Annotated in this window: 12 protein-coding genes; 5 read left to right on the top strand and 7 right to left on the bottom strand. The window is 43.9% G+C overall.

Going from position 1 to position 15,874, the window contains the following annotated elements; translation table 11 throughout:
- Positions 1-44: 44 nt before the first annotated feature.
- Positions 45-2,366 carry a DNA topoisomerase IV subunit A gene (gene parC / locus B2866_RS09400; protein WP_296193278.1) on the bottom strand — a complete coding sequence of 774 codons (2,322 nt, stop codon included), beginning with the start codon at positions 2,364-2,366 and terminating at the stop codon, positions 45-47.
- A 600-nt stretch (positions 2,367-2,966) separates the two neighbouring features.
- Between parC and B2866_RS09395 the strand changes: the two genes are divergently transcribed.
- The 5 genes from B2866_RS09395 (at position 2,967) to B2866_RS09375 (ending at position 9,644) form a co-directional block, all read left to right on the top strand.
- Positions 2,967-4,694 carry an AMP-binding protein gene (locus B2866_RS09395; RefSeq protein ID WP_296193275.1) on the top strand — a complete coding sequence of 576 codons (1,728 nt, stop codon included), beginning with the start codon at positions 2,967-2,969 and terminating at the stop codon, positions 4,692-4,694.
- 543 nt (positions 4,695-5,237) lie between these two features.
- Complete coding sequence (locus tag B2866_RS09390; RefSeq protein WP_409520841.1) at positions 5,238-6,959, top strand: AMP-binding protein; 1,722 nt, start codon at positions 5,238-5,240, stop codon at positions 6,957-6,959.
- Between the two features lie 211 nt (positions 6,960-7,170).
- Positions 7,171-7,887, top strand: coding sequence for a ribonuclease PH (gene rph / locus B2866_RS09385; RefSeq protein WP_068403634.1), 717 nt, complete (start codon positions 7,171-7,173; stop codon positions 7,885-7,887).
- A gap of 73 nt (positions 7,888-7,960) precedes the next feature.
- A complete protein-coding gene (locus B2866_RS09380) occupies positions 7,961-8,452 on the top strand; it encodes a hypothetical protein (RefSeq protein ID WP_296193269.1) in 492 nt (163 codons plus the stop codon).
- Positions 8,453-8,810: 358 nt separating this feature from the next.
- Positions 8,811-9,644, top strand: coding sequence for a hypothetical protein (locus B2866_RS09375; protein WP_296193267.1), 834 nt, complete (start codon positions 8,811-8,813; stop codon positions 9,642-9,644).
- 267 nt (positions 9,645-9,911) lie between these two features.
- On the opposite strand, the gene hemJ is transcribed toward B2866_RS09375, so the two are convergent.
- The 6 genes from hemJ to serB all read right to left on the bottom strand — a co-directional run bounded on the left by hemJ (position 9,912) and on the right by serB (position 15,513).
- A complete protein-coding gene (gene hemJ, locus B2866_RS09370) occupies positions 9,912-10,346 on the bottom strand; it encodes a protoporphyrinogen oxidase HemJ (RefSeq protein WP_296193264.1) in 435 nt (144 codons plus the stop codon).
- A gap of 116 nt (positions 10,347-10,462) precedes the next feature.
- Positions 10,463-11,629 (bottom strand): biotin synthase BioB, encoded by a 1,167-nt coding sequence (gene bioB, locus B2866_RS09365; protein WP_296193262.1) that lies wholly within the window; start codon positions 11,627-11,629, stop codon positions 10,463-10,465.
- 231 nt (positions 11,630-11,860) lie between these two features.
- A complete protein-coding gene (locus tag B2866_RS09360; protein WP_296193260.1) occupies positions 11,861-12,367 on the bottom strand; it encodes a hypothetical protein in 507 nt (168 codons plus the stop codon).
- A gap of 210 nt (positions 12,368-12,577) precedes the next feature.
- Positions 12,578-12,967, bottom strand: coding sequence for an AciT family ciprofloxacin tolerance protein (gene aciT / locus B2866_RS09355; protein WP_296193258.1), 390 nt, complete (start codon positions 12,965-12,967; stop codon positions 12,578-12,580).
- Positions 12,968-13,193: 226 nt separating this feature from the next.
- A complete protein-coding gene (locus tag B2866_RS09350) occupies positions 13,194-14,204 on the bottom strand; it encodes a DUF368 domain-containing protein (protein WP_296193256.1) in 1,011 nt (336 codons plus the stop codon).
- Positions 14,205-14,325: 121 nt separating this feature from the next.
- The gene (serB, locus tag B2866_RS09345) at positions 14,326-15,513 is read right to left on the bottom strand and encodes a phosphoserine phosphatase SerB (protein WP_296193252.1); all 1,188 of its coding nucleotides are present in this window, start codon (positions 15,511-15,513) and stop codon (positions 14,326-14,328) included.
- Between the last annotated feature and the right edge of the window lie 361 nt (positions 15,514-15,874).

The raw sequence follows: 15,874 nt of genomic DNA, 5'->3' as shown, positions 1-15,874 counted from the left end.
TAAGCTTTAAATGTTAAAGACTAGTATGCCAAGCATAGCTATTATTAACCAATCTCAACACTCGTCACATTCTGAAAGCCTCTTGGCAACTGCCCGCCGCGATTACCGCGAGTGCCGGTATAATTAGCCAAATCATTTGGTTTTAGCGTCACATGACGTTTACCAGCAGTGATGACTAGGCTGTCTTGCTGACTAAGTGGCGTGATAGCAAGCACCTCTTCACCGTCTTTTAATTTGATCAGCTTATTACCCTTACCACGAGCCTGTTCAGGCAAGTCATCAAGAGCAAATATCAATAGATAGCCCGCATTGGTTACGACAGCGAGATGATCAGGCGTCGCACTTACATTGTTGCTTTCATCTTCGGCATTCTCATTATTAGCATTGGCAGTCATATCCGCTGGCGCATCGATCCGCGCAACAGGTAGCAAGCGGCTATCAGTTGCTAAGTTGATGATGTTTTTCCCCGCTTTTTGATTGCTATCTAGATTACCGATGGTGTTGATAAAACCATAACCTGCTGAACTTGCGAGAATGATACGTTGGTTATTATCGCCCGTTAATAGCTGCTCAAAGCTGGCGCCTGCTGGGGGTTTGAGTACGCTGGTCAGCGGATCGCCTTGACCACGAGCCGAGGCGAGGCTATGGGCGTCGATACTATAGCTGCGCCCAGTGCTGTCGAGTACGTAAATTCTTTCATTGGATTTAGCACGTACATGCGCTTGATAGCTATCACCTGAGCGATAAGTCATGCCAGCAGCATCGACGTCGTGACCTTTGGCAGCGCGAATCCAGCCCGCTTTCGATAAGATAGCGGTGACAGGCTCGCTTGGTACGAGGTCAGACTCTTTGAGTGCTTGCGCTTCCTCGCGTTCTGCTAATTGCGATACGCGCTCGTTGCCGTGTTCCTTCATGTCGGCGCTAAGCTCGTCAATCATCAGATTGGTCAGGCTGTCTGGATTGTTCAAGTATTCTTGAATGATGGCACGTTCGGCAGCCAGCTCATCTTGCTCGCGGCGCAGCTCAATCTCTTCTAGTCTTGCCAGCTGGCGCAGACGAATATCCAAGATAGCATTGGCTTGGATTTCAGTCAGATCATAGCCTTGCATCAATGATAATTTTGGATCGTCTTCTTCACGAATGATACGAATGACTTCATCGATATTCAGATAGGCAATTAGTAAACCTGCGAGAATATGCAAGCGTTTATCAATTTTATCGAGGCGATATTGCAGACGGCGCGTGACCACTGAGCGGCGACAGACGAGCCATTCTTCTAGAATTTCTTTGAGGTTTTTGACCTGCGGCTTACCATTTAAACCAATCATATTCATGTTGACGCGGTAATTGCTCTCAAGGTCAGTACTGGCAAATAAATGACTCATGACACGTTCGACATCGACGCGCGATGAACGTAGTTCAAGCACGATACGGCAAGCGTTTTCGTGGTCTGATTCGTCATGGATATCAATCACCCATGGCAGCTTTTTATCCATCATGAGTTTAGCGATTTGCTCTTGAATCTTATTGCCTGACACTTGATAAGGAAGCGCGTCGATGATGACGAGATTTTTCTCTTTGGGATCAATATGGAAAGTGGCGCGCATTTTATAACTGCCACGACCGCTTTCATACATCGCCTGTAAGTCTTTTTTACTGGTGATGATTTCAGCAGGCGTTGGCAAGTCAGGCGCTGGTATCGATTGGGTTAATTGTTTAACCGATAGCTCAGGATTTTTTAGCAGACGAATAGCGGCGCGTACTACTTCATTAAGGTTATGCGGCGGAATATCGGTTGCCATACCGACGGCGATACCCGTTGTACCATTCAATAAAATATTGGGCAAGCGCGCGGGCAGGGTGACCGGCTCTTGCATGGTGCCATCGAAGTTATCTTGCCAATCGACCGTGCCTTGACCAAGCTCAGCAAGCAAGGTATTGGCATAAGCCGACATTTTGGCTTCGGTATAACGCATGGCAGCAAAGGATTTGGGATCATCAGGACTGCCCCAGTTGCCTTGACCGGTAATCAGCGGATAGCGATAACTAAACGGCTGTGCCATCAGCACCATCGCCTCATAACAGGCACTATCGCCATGCGGATGATATTTACCCAAGACGTCACCGACCGTACGCGCTGATTTTTTGGCTTTAGCGGTCGATTTCAAGCCAAGCTCACTCATCGCATAAACGATACGGCGCTGTACGGGTTTTAGACCGTCGGCGATATTGGGCAACGCGCGATCCATGATGACGTACATGGCATAGTTAAGATAAGCTTGCTCGGTGAATTCCGCCACGGAGCGGGTATCCATCGGTTCATTGGGGATAATAGGGTCAATCGTATGATCAATAACATCGGACATAAAATAGGGTTCGCTTTTGATTCTTAAAAAAGGTTTTTAATAAGTGTATATCGATAAAATAGGGAGCAATAAGATAGTGCTATCGTAAAGGATATTGGCAGAATTAAAAAGGCATAAGTCAGAATAGACGACAGGTCGTGACGCGCTTGATATAACATTCTTACTCTAAGATGTTTAGCATGAGGTGTTTAGCAAATAATAGCAACGCGACGGATTTATAGTTTTAAAAATTTCGATAAATAACGATAAAAATGACGAATTTACTAATAACAAACAAATATCTATTATAAAAAAAGTGGCTATTGTAGCGGGTATTGGTATTTAAGTTACTGATTTTAATGAATATATACACCGTCAAGTAAGTTTAAGAACTCAAGTTTCAATCTTTTGTATTGAGTAGTTTGTATAAAGTGTGTATGTTATCAACAAAGGGCTATTTACCGCTATATTGTTGATCCTTCGCCATATTTTATATCGTCAGCTGCCCACCATTACTTGTGTTATATCAATGGTTGGCTGTACGGCGATATTTGGTATGTTTGACCTTTTGGGTTAGGAATGGATTGATACCAGCACACTATTATTAGGAGCAGTAAGATTATGGAAAATCAAGGTAACGTAATTCGTCGTGATGACAAACCGTGGGTAAAAACTTACGAAAAACTTGGCATCCAATACGACATTGATATGCCGCCCGCCAATACTTCTTTGATTGATATCCTCGAACAGAATTTCGTTACCCATGCAGGTCGTACCGCTTTTGTGTGCATGGATGTGAAGCTTTCTTATGAAGATTTAGACCGTTATAGCAAACAAATTGCCGCTTACCTGCAGTCGCTTGGCCTACAAAAGGGCGATAAAGTAGCGGTTATGATGCCCAATATCTTGCAGCTACCGGTCGCTGTACTAGGGGTGCTACGCGCTGGCATGACCTTGGTCAATGTCAATCCACTTTATACCACCAAAGAGCTTGAACATCAGTTAAAAGACTCTGATACCAAAGTGCTGTTTATCCTAGAAAACTTTGCCAAAACCTATCAAGACATCGGTAAAGACTTGGTTGATCATGTTGTCATTACCTCGATGGGCGATTTGATGAGCCCGCTAAAAGGCTTTATTGTGAATGCGGTCGTGCGCCACGTCAAAAAATTGGTCCCTGATTATAAAGTTAACGGTAGCGTAAACTTTAAAAAAGCGCTCAATAAATTATCTGCCAAAAATTATAAACGCCCAACCAATATTGGTCTTGATGATGTAGCGGTACTACAATATACCGGTGGCACCACAGGTGTTGCCAAAGGCGCGATGCTGACGCATGGCAACTTGGTCGCCAACCTTATTCAATGTGACACTTATCTTGGCGATGCGTTTGATAAATTCCAAGAGCGTAACGAGCAGCCGGTTATTATGACGGCCTTGCCGCTGTATCATATTTTCTCATTTACCGTTTGCGGTATGTACGGTTTATACAGTGGTTGTATCGGTCTGCTGGTACCAAATCCACGTGATGGTGCAAGCTTGATCAAGGCTTATAAAGACTATCCACCGGCGTTTTTCCCAGCGGTCAACACGCTATTTAATGCGCTTGCCAATAGCGAAGCATTTCAAGCGTTGGATCATAGCAAGCTTGAGATGTCGATGGGCGGCGGTATGGCAGTATTAAAAGACACGGCGACTAAGTGGGAAAAAATAACCGGCAATATTATCGTGCAAGGTTATGGTTTATCAGAGACATCTCCTGTCGCGTCGGCAAATCCGCAAGGTACCGGCAAGTTCTCAGGAAATATTGGTCTACCGATGCCAGCGACTGACATGGCCATCTTGGACGAAGAAGGTAATGAGTTGCCAATTGGCGAGCGCGGCGAAATCTGTGTTCGTGGTCCGCAGGTCATGAAAGGCTACTGGAAACGCGAAGATGCGACGGCTGAGGTCATGACGGCTGATGGCTATTTCCGTACCGGCGATATCGGCGTGATGGATGAAGAAGGCTACTTTAAAATTGTCGATCGCAAAAAGAATATGATTTTGGTTTCAGGCTTTAACGTTTATCCAAACGAAGTGGAAGATGTGATGTCTGGTCATCCAAAGATTTTGGAATGCGGCGTTATCGGTATCGATGACGAAAAGAGCGGCGAAGTGCCGAAGATTTTTGTCGTACGTAGTGATGACAGCCTGACTAAAGAGGAAGTACTTGCTTATGCCAAAGAAAACCTCACCGGTTATAAGCGTCCTCGTTATGTTGAATTTATCGACGAGCTGCCAAAATCTAACGTCGGTAAGATTTTACATAAAGACTTACGCGCTTTTGAAGAGAATAAACACGCTTAAACCGTCTCATATCATAAACAGTCCAATACCAAATTTAGCGGGCTTTTTATAGCGATTTATCAATACTGAGCATTGATAAAAACATCTTGATATTTGATAGGCTAATAGTGAAAGATGATAAGGTCTTATGCAAATGACCTTATCATTTTTTTTGTTTTTCTATGAGGGTTTGCTAGTATTCATAGAGAACTGGGCGCAAAACTGCTATAGTTCTTGCCCATAGATTTTTTACTTAACCTTTGTATTTGACGATAAACGTAGCAAATTATCATCATGAACACCCTCGGGCATGGCTTTATATGACTAGGGATTTTTAACTTAAAAGTTTGTGAATGGCAAATTCTCTTGAATAAGCAGTTTCTTATGTCATAAGACTTCTTATTCACAAGTTTTTGCTTTTATAAATAAGTGATTGTAAACCACGGTGATTCTATTTAATAAATTTTAATAGCAACTTACTAACAGTAATATTTAGGGAAGATTATGACGGACAGTACCAATAAAGAAGCCAAAAACCATAACGCTGCGGCAGATAACCAATCAATGGTTGAAAATACCTTTCCTACCATGCCGACGATAGACAGCGACAGTCCGTGGTTAGGCGCGTATGAGCGTTATGGCATCAATGCAACCATCGATATGCCAGAAGACAATACGTCTTTACTGGAAGTGTTCGAACGTAATTTTAGCCGTTATGGGCAAAAACCTGCTTATATTTGCATGGGTTCGTCAATCACCTTTAAGCAGTTAGATTTATACAGCCGCCAAATCGCCAGTTATTTGCAGTCATTAGGATTGGTCAAAGGTGACAAAGTTGCCGTTATGATGCCCAACATCTTGCAGTATCCTATTGTGATGCTCGGTATCATCCGCGCTGGCATGATTTTGGTCAACGTCAACCCGCTATATACCAGTCGCGAGTTGTCGCATCAGCTAAACGATAGCGGTGCCAAAGCGTTATTTATCGTTGAGAATTTTGCCAAAACTTACCAAGAAGCCGAAGACAAAGGTCAAGTGCAGCACGTTATCGTCTGTAAATTGGGCGATATGCTTGGTTTGGTCAAAGGCACCGTCGTCAATCTTGTTGCGCGCCACGTGAAAAAGATGATTCCGGCCTACCGCTTGCCTGGTAGCACAAGCTTCAAACAGGCGTTAAATGCTATCTCAGCGAGCAAGTATAAGCGTCCTGATTTAAACTTAAGCGATGTGGCCTTGTTGCAATATACGGGCGGTACCACCGGTGTTGCCAAAGGCGCGATGTTGTCACATGGCAACTTAGTCGCCAATATGCTCCAAATCAGTGTCCTGATGAACAGTGCTTTCGATGATGATGTCGATGCTAACGATGTGATTTTGACCGCACTACCGCTATACCATGTGTTCTCGTTTATGGTTTGTGGTATGTACGGTATGTACCAAGGTTATGCTGGTCTGCTGATTCCAAATCCACGTGATTTAGACGGTTTGATTAAAGAGATGGGTAAATATAAACCGGCATTTATCCCTGCAGTAAATACTTTATTTAACGGTTTAGTACATAAAGAAGGCTTTGCCGATTTAGATTTCTCTAATCTGAAAGCCTCGATTGGCGGCGGTATGTCGGTCTTGCCAAGCGTGGCAAAAGAGTGGCATAAAATCACCGGTTTACCTATTGTCGAGGGTTACGGCTTGTCTGAAACCTCACCTGTGGTGGCCTTTAACCCCATGACTATCTCTGAGTTTACCGGTAAAATCGGTATTCCTGCCTCTAGCACCGACATTATTTTAATCGATGATGATGAAAATGAAGTTGCACTCGGTGATCGCGGCGAAATCTGTGTCAAAGGGCCTCAAGTCATGATTGGCTATCAAAATCGTCCACAAGAAACGGCTGAAACCTTTACCGCAAATGGTTTTTTGAAAACGGGCGATATCGGTATCATGGACGAAAAAGGCTTTATAAAAATCGTTGATCGCAAAAAAGACATGATTTTGGTGTCAGGCTTTAACGTTTATCCAAATGAAATCGAAGAGGCCATGAGTGAGCATCCAAATGTGGTAGAATGCGGCGCTATCGGTATTCCTAATGACGAGCGCGGCGAAGATCCTAAGCTGTTTGTGGTCAAAAAAGGCGAGGTAACCGAGCAAGAGCTGATTGAATTTGGCAAAAAGCAATTAACCGGTTATAAGCGTCCGCGTCATATCCAGTTCGTTGATGAATTACCAAAATCAAACGTCGGCAAAATCCTGCGTAAAGAATTGCGTAAGATGGAAGGGTTAGAATAAAGTCAGCAGCAAACTTTTAGCACTAAACTTTTAGCATTAAATCTTGCGAAAGTAGCGGCGTAATAGCTTGGTGAATCTTGCTATTGCGCCGCTGTCACGTTAGGATAACGTCATCTTTTCGTCTGCCAACATAGCTGTTGACGTCGCGACGACCCTGTTAATTTATAACGCTTTATCACTTTGATTTTATAACATCGTACTAGGAATTTTTATGCGTATTGATAACCGTGAGCTTAACCAACTTCGCTCAATCAGCTTTGAGCGCCATTATACGAAGCATGCTGAAGGCTCAGTATTGGTCAGCTTTGGCGATACCAAAGTATTATGTACCGCGAGCGTGGAGGCGGGCGTACCACGCTGGCTCAAAGGTAAAGGTAAAGGTTGGGTTACCGCCGAGTACGGCATGTTGCCGCGTGCGACCAATACCCGTAACCAGCGTGAAGCGGCACGTGGCAAACAATCAGGGCGTACGCAAGAAATCCAGCGTTTGATCGGTCGCAGCTTACGAGCGATGATTGATTTGGGTAAGCTTGGCGAAAATACCATTTATCTTGATTGTGATGTTTTGCAAGCGGATGGCGGCACGCGTACCGCCAGTGTGACGGGCGCGGCGATTGCTCTTATCGATGCGTTAGAAAGCCTACAAAAAGCCAAAAAGCTAAAAGCTGATCCATTGATTGGTTTGGTCGCTGCGGTATCGGTTGGTATGAAAGACGGCGAAGCCTATCTGGATTTAAACTACGAAGAAGATGCCAGCTGTGATACCGATTTAAATGTGGTGATGACCCAAAAAGGTGAGTTTATCGAGCTACAGGGTACGGCAGAAGAAAAACCCTTTACCCGCGCACAAGCAGACGCTATGCTAATCCTTGCTGAAAAAGGTATCGCTGAGCTGATCGATATGCAAAAAACTGCGTTAGGTTGGTAAATCTCTAAGCGTATTTTTGAGGTTTATTATTTCAATTTTTAACTCTCCACTGCTCTTAAACAGGTAATCATGCATGCTAAAGCTGACCGATGACGGCGCTAAAATCACCTTGCAAGGTCAGTCGCCCGCAGCCGATAATGGGCTGTTTTGGTTTGGCACCGCATTGTTGGTTGGAGCGGTGGCGGTCGCTTTGGCAATGAGCTTGCTACCTGAGCGCTTAGCAATTGGCGCTTTGGCACTATTGATTATCGGTAGTTTTATTTTTAATCAGCAGCGCCAGCAGCGTAAAAAAACCATGAGCGGCGTTATTAGTAGCGGCGTCTTGTGGGTGCGCGATGGCGAGTTGGTACATGACAATCAAGGTAAACGCGAGCATATCCATCTGACCGATGGCGACAAAATTACATTAATTGGCGAGCAGCTACAGATTGTTGACTGTGATGACATTCGTAAATATCTAATCAGTGGCTTTGATAATATCCAAGAAGCAACCGCTGCCAAAGCCATCCTACAAGGTCAGGCTTTGAGCAAACGCCATGCCAATATAAAAATGAGCGATGAGTAAATTATTGATTGGCTTTTATCCTTTGGTCTGTTTGTTTAAGCCCAATATTCAAACTGATTATTGATTATCTTTCCTAAATCTCCGTTCATATTTCTAAAGCCGATATTTTTATAAAAATCATATCCTTCTAAAAACCATGTCTCGTTTTACCGTTTATCCTCAATTTCATACCTTTTATCGCTTACCTCAAAGCAATAGTACTTGCAGATTCCTGTGCAAATGGTTTATAAGTAGGATTGAAAAATTTATCTTATTTATCGTTAATATGCTTATTGATACCAGCTTATAAAGACCAAGCTTTGTGAGTGGTCAATAACGCAAGCTGAATCATCAATAATATGTTGCCAAGGAGTTGGTCATGTCGCGTTTGTCACTTTGGTCAATCACAACGTCGAGCAGTGCATTATTATTTACCTTTGCTGCAATTTTTCAGGTCAGCCAAGCAAACGCTGATAGTATGAGCGCCTTGATTGCACAAAAATCAGCTCAACCTGATTATAGCGCCCGATATACCCCAACGTATTCAGCGGTTCCTCCTGCCAAAATCACGACGCGCTCTACCATTCAACGTGCTGGCAATGCTGCTAGCTATCGCTCAAATACGAGCAGTGTAGAGCCAAGTTATTCTACTAATCGCGCTTTCAATAACTCGTATGCTAACCAAAATGCTTACATCGGCAATGCCCAAAGCAATTACCGTTATCCTGAAGTACAGCGCCAAGCATCATCTGTTCTGCCGGCATTTTTATCGGGCAGTTATGACAATGTCGATAGCGAATATTTGCCGCTACTCAGCAATGCTGAGACCCAGAGCAGTCAGGCGGCGCGGGAAGTCATCAGCACTGCGCGCAAGATGGCACTCAATGAGCGGACGATTATTAAAGGTGGCTGCTGGGACTATCTCAATGCGGTATTTAACCGAGCTGGGGTGAGCCGTAATACTATCCATAAAGGCACCTATGGGCAAGGCCCTTATGCCAGCAGCAAGGATATTGAAGTCGGTGATTGGCTGTATTATATCAATCATGGCTACAATGGCGTCGAGCACAGCGGACTGTTTGTTGGCTGGGTCGATGAGCGCGCCAAGCAAGCATTAATACTGAGCTATGCCGGTGAAAACCGCCGTGAACCTGCGCGCTACCGTGTTTATGATTTAAGCAATGTCTATCAAATCATGCGGCCAAACGTTTAATATAGTAAGTGAAAAGTAATATCGATACATCACGCACTGCTGATATCAATTTTTTTTGCTTGCTGTGCCTGCGCAGACAGAGGCTACAAAAAATTGATATCAGCAATACCGTCGCGTTTTAGGATATTTTGACTATAGCGTTGATTTGAGATAACAAGACTTAAAAAAAGCGTCCGTCACTTTAATAAGTAACAGACGCCTTTTTATGAATTTCAGACTCAAGATAAAAATACTTTTAAGATGAATAAGCTTTACTGTTCGCTGTTTTTAAAAAGGTTTTACCACCACTAAAATGACAATGAAAATTAACGCAAATACCGGAACTTCATTAAACCAGCGCCAAAATTTATGCGATTTATAATGCGGATTATCAATAAGCTTTTTACGATAAAATCCGCAAGCGCCATGATAACCAGAAAGTAGGACCACCAATAGTAGTTTTACGTGTAGCCAGCCCTGAGTCTTATAAACATCCCAACCAAGCCCCAACATCCATAGACCAAACAACCAAGTGGCTATCATCGATGGCGTCATGATACCGCGATAGAGCTTACGCTCCATAATAGCAAAGCGCTCGTGGCTGATACTGTCTTCGCTCATCGCATGATATACGAATAGGCGTGGCAGATAAAATATCGCCGCAAACCAGCACACCATAGAGATAATGTGTGCCGCTTTAATCCAATTAAAATAATCTGCCATCGTTTTCTCTCTTACGTTTTAATATTTTGTGCTAAATGTCGTGCGCAGTTTCTTAATTAATAATGTCGGCAAGCTTAGCGCAGATGACGCGATAATGGTAGTGGCACGCATGGCATTTACTCTGCTAAGACAACTTGCGACTGATGACCACTCATGGCGTCAAGCACCGCTACTTGCTTTGGGGCTCGTGGTGCGGCAAATTGCTTGATTAACCCAAGCTCGCGCATCAGTCTATCATCACCTGACTGGCTGGCATTGCCGGTGGTCAAAAGCTTATCACCATAAAAGAATGAATTTGCCCCTGCCATAAATGCCAATGCTTGCTCAGCGTCAGACAAGCTTTCGCGTCCAGCAGATAAGCGTACGTAGCTGGTTGGACAGCAAATACGCGTCACAGCAATCGTCCGTATCCATTCAAGAACGGATAGCTGACCTTCTGCTAAGACTTTATCGCCAATCGGCGTCCCTTGAATAGGCACTAATAAATTGACTGGAATAGATTCAGGCGCTTTGGGCATTTTCAGTAGCTCATGGATCCAATCGATGCGATCATCACGGCTTTCACCCATGCCGACGATGTTGCCGCTACAAACGTTAATACCTGAATTGCGTACGTTTGCAATGGTATCTAAGCGCTCATCATAGCTGCGGGTACTGACCACTTGCTCGTAGTAACTTCTTGAGGTATCGAGATTATGATTGTAATAATCAAGACCTGCATCTGCCAATTGCGCCGCTTGTTGGGTATCAAGCATGCCGAGGGTCATACAGGTCTCAAGTCCCAATGCTTTGACTTCTTTGACCAGCTCGACCACATAAGGCATGTCTTTGGCGCTTGGGTGTTTCCACGCTGCACCCATACAAAAACGCGATGAGCCTGTGGCTTTGGCGCGTTTGGCGGCGGCAATGACCTTATCGACCTCGATACGTTTTTCCGCTTGTAGCTTAGTGGTATCGCGGTGGTGACCAGACTGCGAGCAGTAACCGCAATCTTCTGGACAGTTACCAGTCTTGATAGACAGTAAGGTGCTGATTTGTACTTCATTGGCACTAAAGTGTTGACGGTGTATGGTCTGTGCTTGCAGTAATAAATCCATCAATGGCAAGTCAAACAACTGAGCGATTTGTTCACGGTTGTATTTTGTCTCGCGCTTTTTAGTCGCGTCTGTCGCTAAGCTTGCCAGAAAATCATGGGACGCATTTTTATTATTAAGGGTCGTATCAGTGTGGTTATGACTATGGTGATTGGCATTCGGTTCTGAGATATTAAGCAATCCTGCCATGAGATAAATCCTTTTATAACGGTATTTAGAAGTATTAGATAAATTAATAGCGATTAGTTAAATGAAGAACAATTAAATAACCCTGGATGTTTTGCCCTTGCTAAAGTTAAAACGATAAAATCTAGGCAATAAAAAAGGTTGCCGTATAGTATACCGCAACCTTTTTATAAAATCAGAATAGTGGTAAGTAGCTCATTAGAGGTTAGTCAGCTACTTAATTAGGTGACGCAATTATTTACCCAATTTATGCTTAGCAACACCGATCCAATGATTGGCCAACTGCTGCGCTTTATAGGCATAAGGTTTGGCTTGCTGGATGTAAGGTTTGCATTGTTCTGGCACCGCTGGCACGATATGTTTGGCAAGCTTATTGAACCACATCATTAGGCTATAGTCGCCCTCAATGCTCAAGTTGCCTTCTTGCACGGCAGTCATAAAGGCAGGAAGGCTGCCTTTCGTCAATAGCTTAACGCCAGTCATTGAATCTTTAAAATTAATCGTCAAATCTGCTGCTTTGGCATGACCACTGTGTTGACTAAATTGACCATTATCAAAGCTATAGTAACGCGCGATATCAGCGTCAGTGCTGGCAAGCTCGATAGTGACTTTACGATCAGCAAACAGCGCTTTGACGTCTTCATCTTCGCTATCAGCGAGCATCGATAAACGATAACCAATCATCGCCAATAACACATCTAATGGGTCAGACTTAATATCTAATACAGGAACAGTAAACATAATCGAACTCCTAAAGAACCTAAAGAATGAGAAATGAAACGCAAAATAATGCGTACTTTATAACAATTTTTATGACAAATATATAATTAGATTATAAACGATTGAATAGATGATAAGTTTCCATTCTTTAGGATTTACGTAGAGTGCCTTAAGTATCTTGTAACATTCGATGACAGCAGCATGATTGGGCAAGCTTAGTGAATGACCGAATTAGTGAAAGCGCGGTTGATAGTCATCATCATAAACAGGCGTGTGTTCAATATAGCGAGCGGCTTGTAGCTCGCGCTGCTGATGCACAGTGCGGCTGACGTCTTCGTAACGCAAAGCTCTATAGAGTACCCAACCTATCAAAGGTAACCAGCTAATACCCATAGCGACCACATAATTATGCCATTCTGATAGTAACGACCAATAACTTAACAAGCTATGAATGGCTTCAACCGCTAACCAATACGCCATGCCACCAAACAGATACCACAGTAACCAACGCTGCGATGATAAAGCCAGCGCAAGCACCAAACCCATTAGCAGTCCAGTACCCAATATGGCACCTGCGCCCCATGTCTCACTGGCAAAAGTAGAAAATATGGTTAATAACATTGTTCATCTCGCTCTTTATCAGGTGAATTCCAACAGAGTCATTATGGAAGTTTGCGACCTAAAGCTAAAGAGGCTAGCGACGACTTTGCGACAACAGCTGACGTTTGATTTTTTTAAACAATTTTAAGAAAATTGCGTGCAAATATCGCCGTTAATAGCAACAAAAAAGCGCCTCAATCGTGGGCGCTTTTTGAGACTTAACATAATTTTTAACGTAGATTTGGCTTTAAGGACGAACGCCGCGGCGCCCCCACCATGATAAAGCGGTGACCAACACAGCGCCTAACAGCATCAAGCCTAAAGTGGTTAGCCAATGAGCACCCGTAGGATATTGCCATGGCATGACGTTATTGATAGCATCGTTATTTAATGTACCGAGTACATCGGTTTTCCATGGCCATACTTTCACCAGTGAGCCTGCGATAAAGCCTGTCAGCAAAGCAAGAGTTGCTTGATAATAGCGTGATAGCAACCATTTGAGCATACGGGTAAATAGTAATAACCCCGTTGCCATGCCAGCTATCACGGTAAAAATAATACTAAAGTTTAGCGTATGCACTGCTTCGAGTACGGTGTCATAAGCGCCCATTAATAATAGGATAAATGAGCCTGAGATACCGGGTAATATCATCGCACAAATAGCAATCGCACCTGCAAGAAACAAATAAGGCAAACTCGGCGCGGTGGTCAATAAGGGCAAGCTACTAATGACAACGGCACTACCAGCCCCCAGCAAAAACAATACCATCCGTCCTATATTCCAGCGCGTGATCTCAGTCAATAAGATAAAGACCGTTGCCACCACCAAACCAAAAAAGAATGACCAAATCAGTAAAGGCTGATGGTCGAGTAGATACTTAATAAATCCAGCTAACGTAGCGAAACTGGTGGCGATGCCAAGTAACAAGCACACTAAAAAAGTGGCATCAACTTGCTTCCATACGGCGACCAAGCCTTTAAGCCCGCCTTGTTGACGAAATATTTGCCAAAGATGAGGGCCGACGCTACTCAAAGCATTAATCAAGCGCTCGTAAATACCTGCAATTAGGGCAATCGTACCGCCAGAAACACCGGGTACAATGTCCGCCGCCCCCATCGCAATGCCTTTGGCATAGACGCCAAATAGCTGCTTTGGGTTATCGTTATAAATAGGGGTGCTTTCTTGGGTTAAAGACGCATTATCTAGAGGAGTGGAAGATGACGGCGCATCTGGCCGCGGTGATTGTGATGCCGTCATGGACAGTCCTTTTTTATTTAACAAGATAAAAGTAAGATGAATAGGGTAAAAAAGCTTCAACCATAAAAACTAGGCTAAAGACAAATCCTTAACCTAGCTAATTTTTTAGAATGGTTAAGCGTTATTTAGTGAGGGCAAAGGCTGGATAGCCAAGCGCATAAAGCACGCCTTCAAGCCCTGTAACATTGACAGCAGCGTCCGCACGCGCTTGAACGATGGGTTTGGCATTAAACGCCACGCCCAAATCCGCTAGCGCCATCATCGGTAAATCATTGGCACCATCGCCGACGCAAACCACTTGCGACATATCAATACCCAAGCGCTCGGCGGTATGTTCAGCAATCGCTGCTTTTTTGGCGCCATTAATAATCGGCAGTTGCACATGACCGGTCACTTCGCCATCTTCGATATCTAGTGCATTGGCGTGGACTTCATCGATACCCAATTGCTCAGCGATATAACGGGCAAAATAGGTAAAGCCGCCTGAGACCAAGACCGTATGATAACCCAAGACTTTAAGGGCGCTGATTGTGGTCAGCGCGCCTGTTGATAAGGTTAAACGGCTACAAATATCATCAAGCACATCGGTCGATATGCCTTTTAATAAGGCCACGCGCTGTGCAAAAGATTCATCAAAATCCATTTCACCGCGCATCGCCGCTTCGGTAATGGCTGCAACTTGCTCGCCAATCCCTGCAGTTTTTGCCAGCTCAACGATGACTTCTTGTTCAATCAAGGTCGAGTCCATATCAAAACAGGCCAGCTTATGCGTACGTAGCATATGACCGACCGACAAGATATGACAGTCGACAACATCTAAATGGTCGCTACTCATTGCACTTTGCGAGTTTTTATAGTCTTCGGCTAAGTCATGACGTAGACGCGTGGTCAATTGGTCATCGATAATGTGTGCCGCTGCTGTTTTTTTAGCAGGGTGCATGAGAGTATCGGTGACGGGTACTAGCAAATAGCGGAACACTTGCACATCAATAAACGAGCGCTTAGCAAATGGCTGCGTGGTGTCTATATCAGCAATCTCAACATCAACAAAATTGGCGTCAGCGTCTTCTGCGACAGTGACCAAGTGCCAGTTTGGCTGCTCATCGACCCAAGACTGCACATATTGATGAATATCGAGCGAAGATACATGAGTCGGCAATACCACAATCAAGGCAAACACTGGCAAGGATTGTAGTGCATCAAAATCTTGCAGATTTGTGCCCTCAGGTAATAATGAGGCTACAGAGTCGACCGCTTGTTGCCAAGCTTTGCTGTCTTTTGGTAACGAGTAAGATGTATTTTTTTGCATCGCTCAATTGTCCCTTGTATGCTGATGTAAGATTGGGAATAATAGCAGCTTTAGTAGGCAGCGCCTATAGATGAAGTACAAAGTCTCACAGTCTGATAAAAATGCTCAGCATGCCTAAAAAGCGCCGCCGCTTAGAAGAAAATTCTTACAGTAAATTTATGCGATTCGCTAACGCCATAACCTTTACTATGATGATATAGTAGAGAAAATAAGCGCTCGATTTGTCGATAAATGTATGAGCCAAACATAATTGCACAACAAATCTGCTGTACGATGGCAAGGTCTCATAGCATTTGTTTAAGTGCCATCTGTTTAAGTGCTAATTGCTTAATTGCCATGTGTTCTAATACTGTCGATTGAG

The sequence above is a fragment of the Psychrobacter sp. UBA3483 genome, from assembly GCF_002377905.1.
Taxonomy (GTDB): Bacteria; Pseudomonadota; Gammaproteobacteria; order Pseudomonadales; family Moraxellaceae; genus Psychrobacter.
The sequence above is the reverse complement of the archived record's forward strand: the minus strand, read 5'-3'. Positions and strand labels throughout refer to the sequence as shown.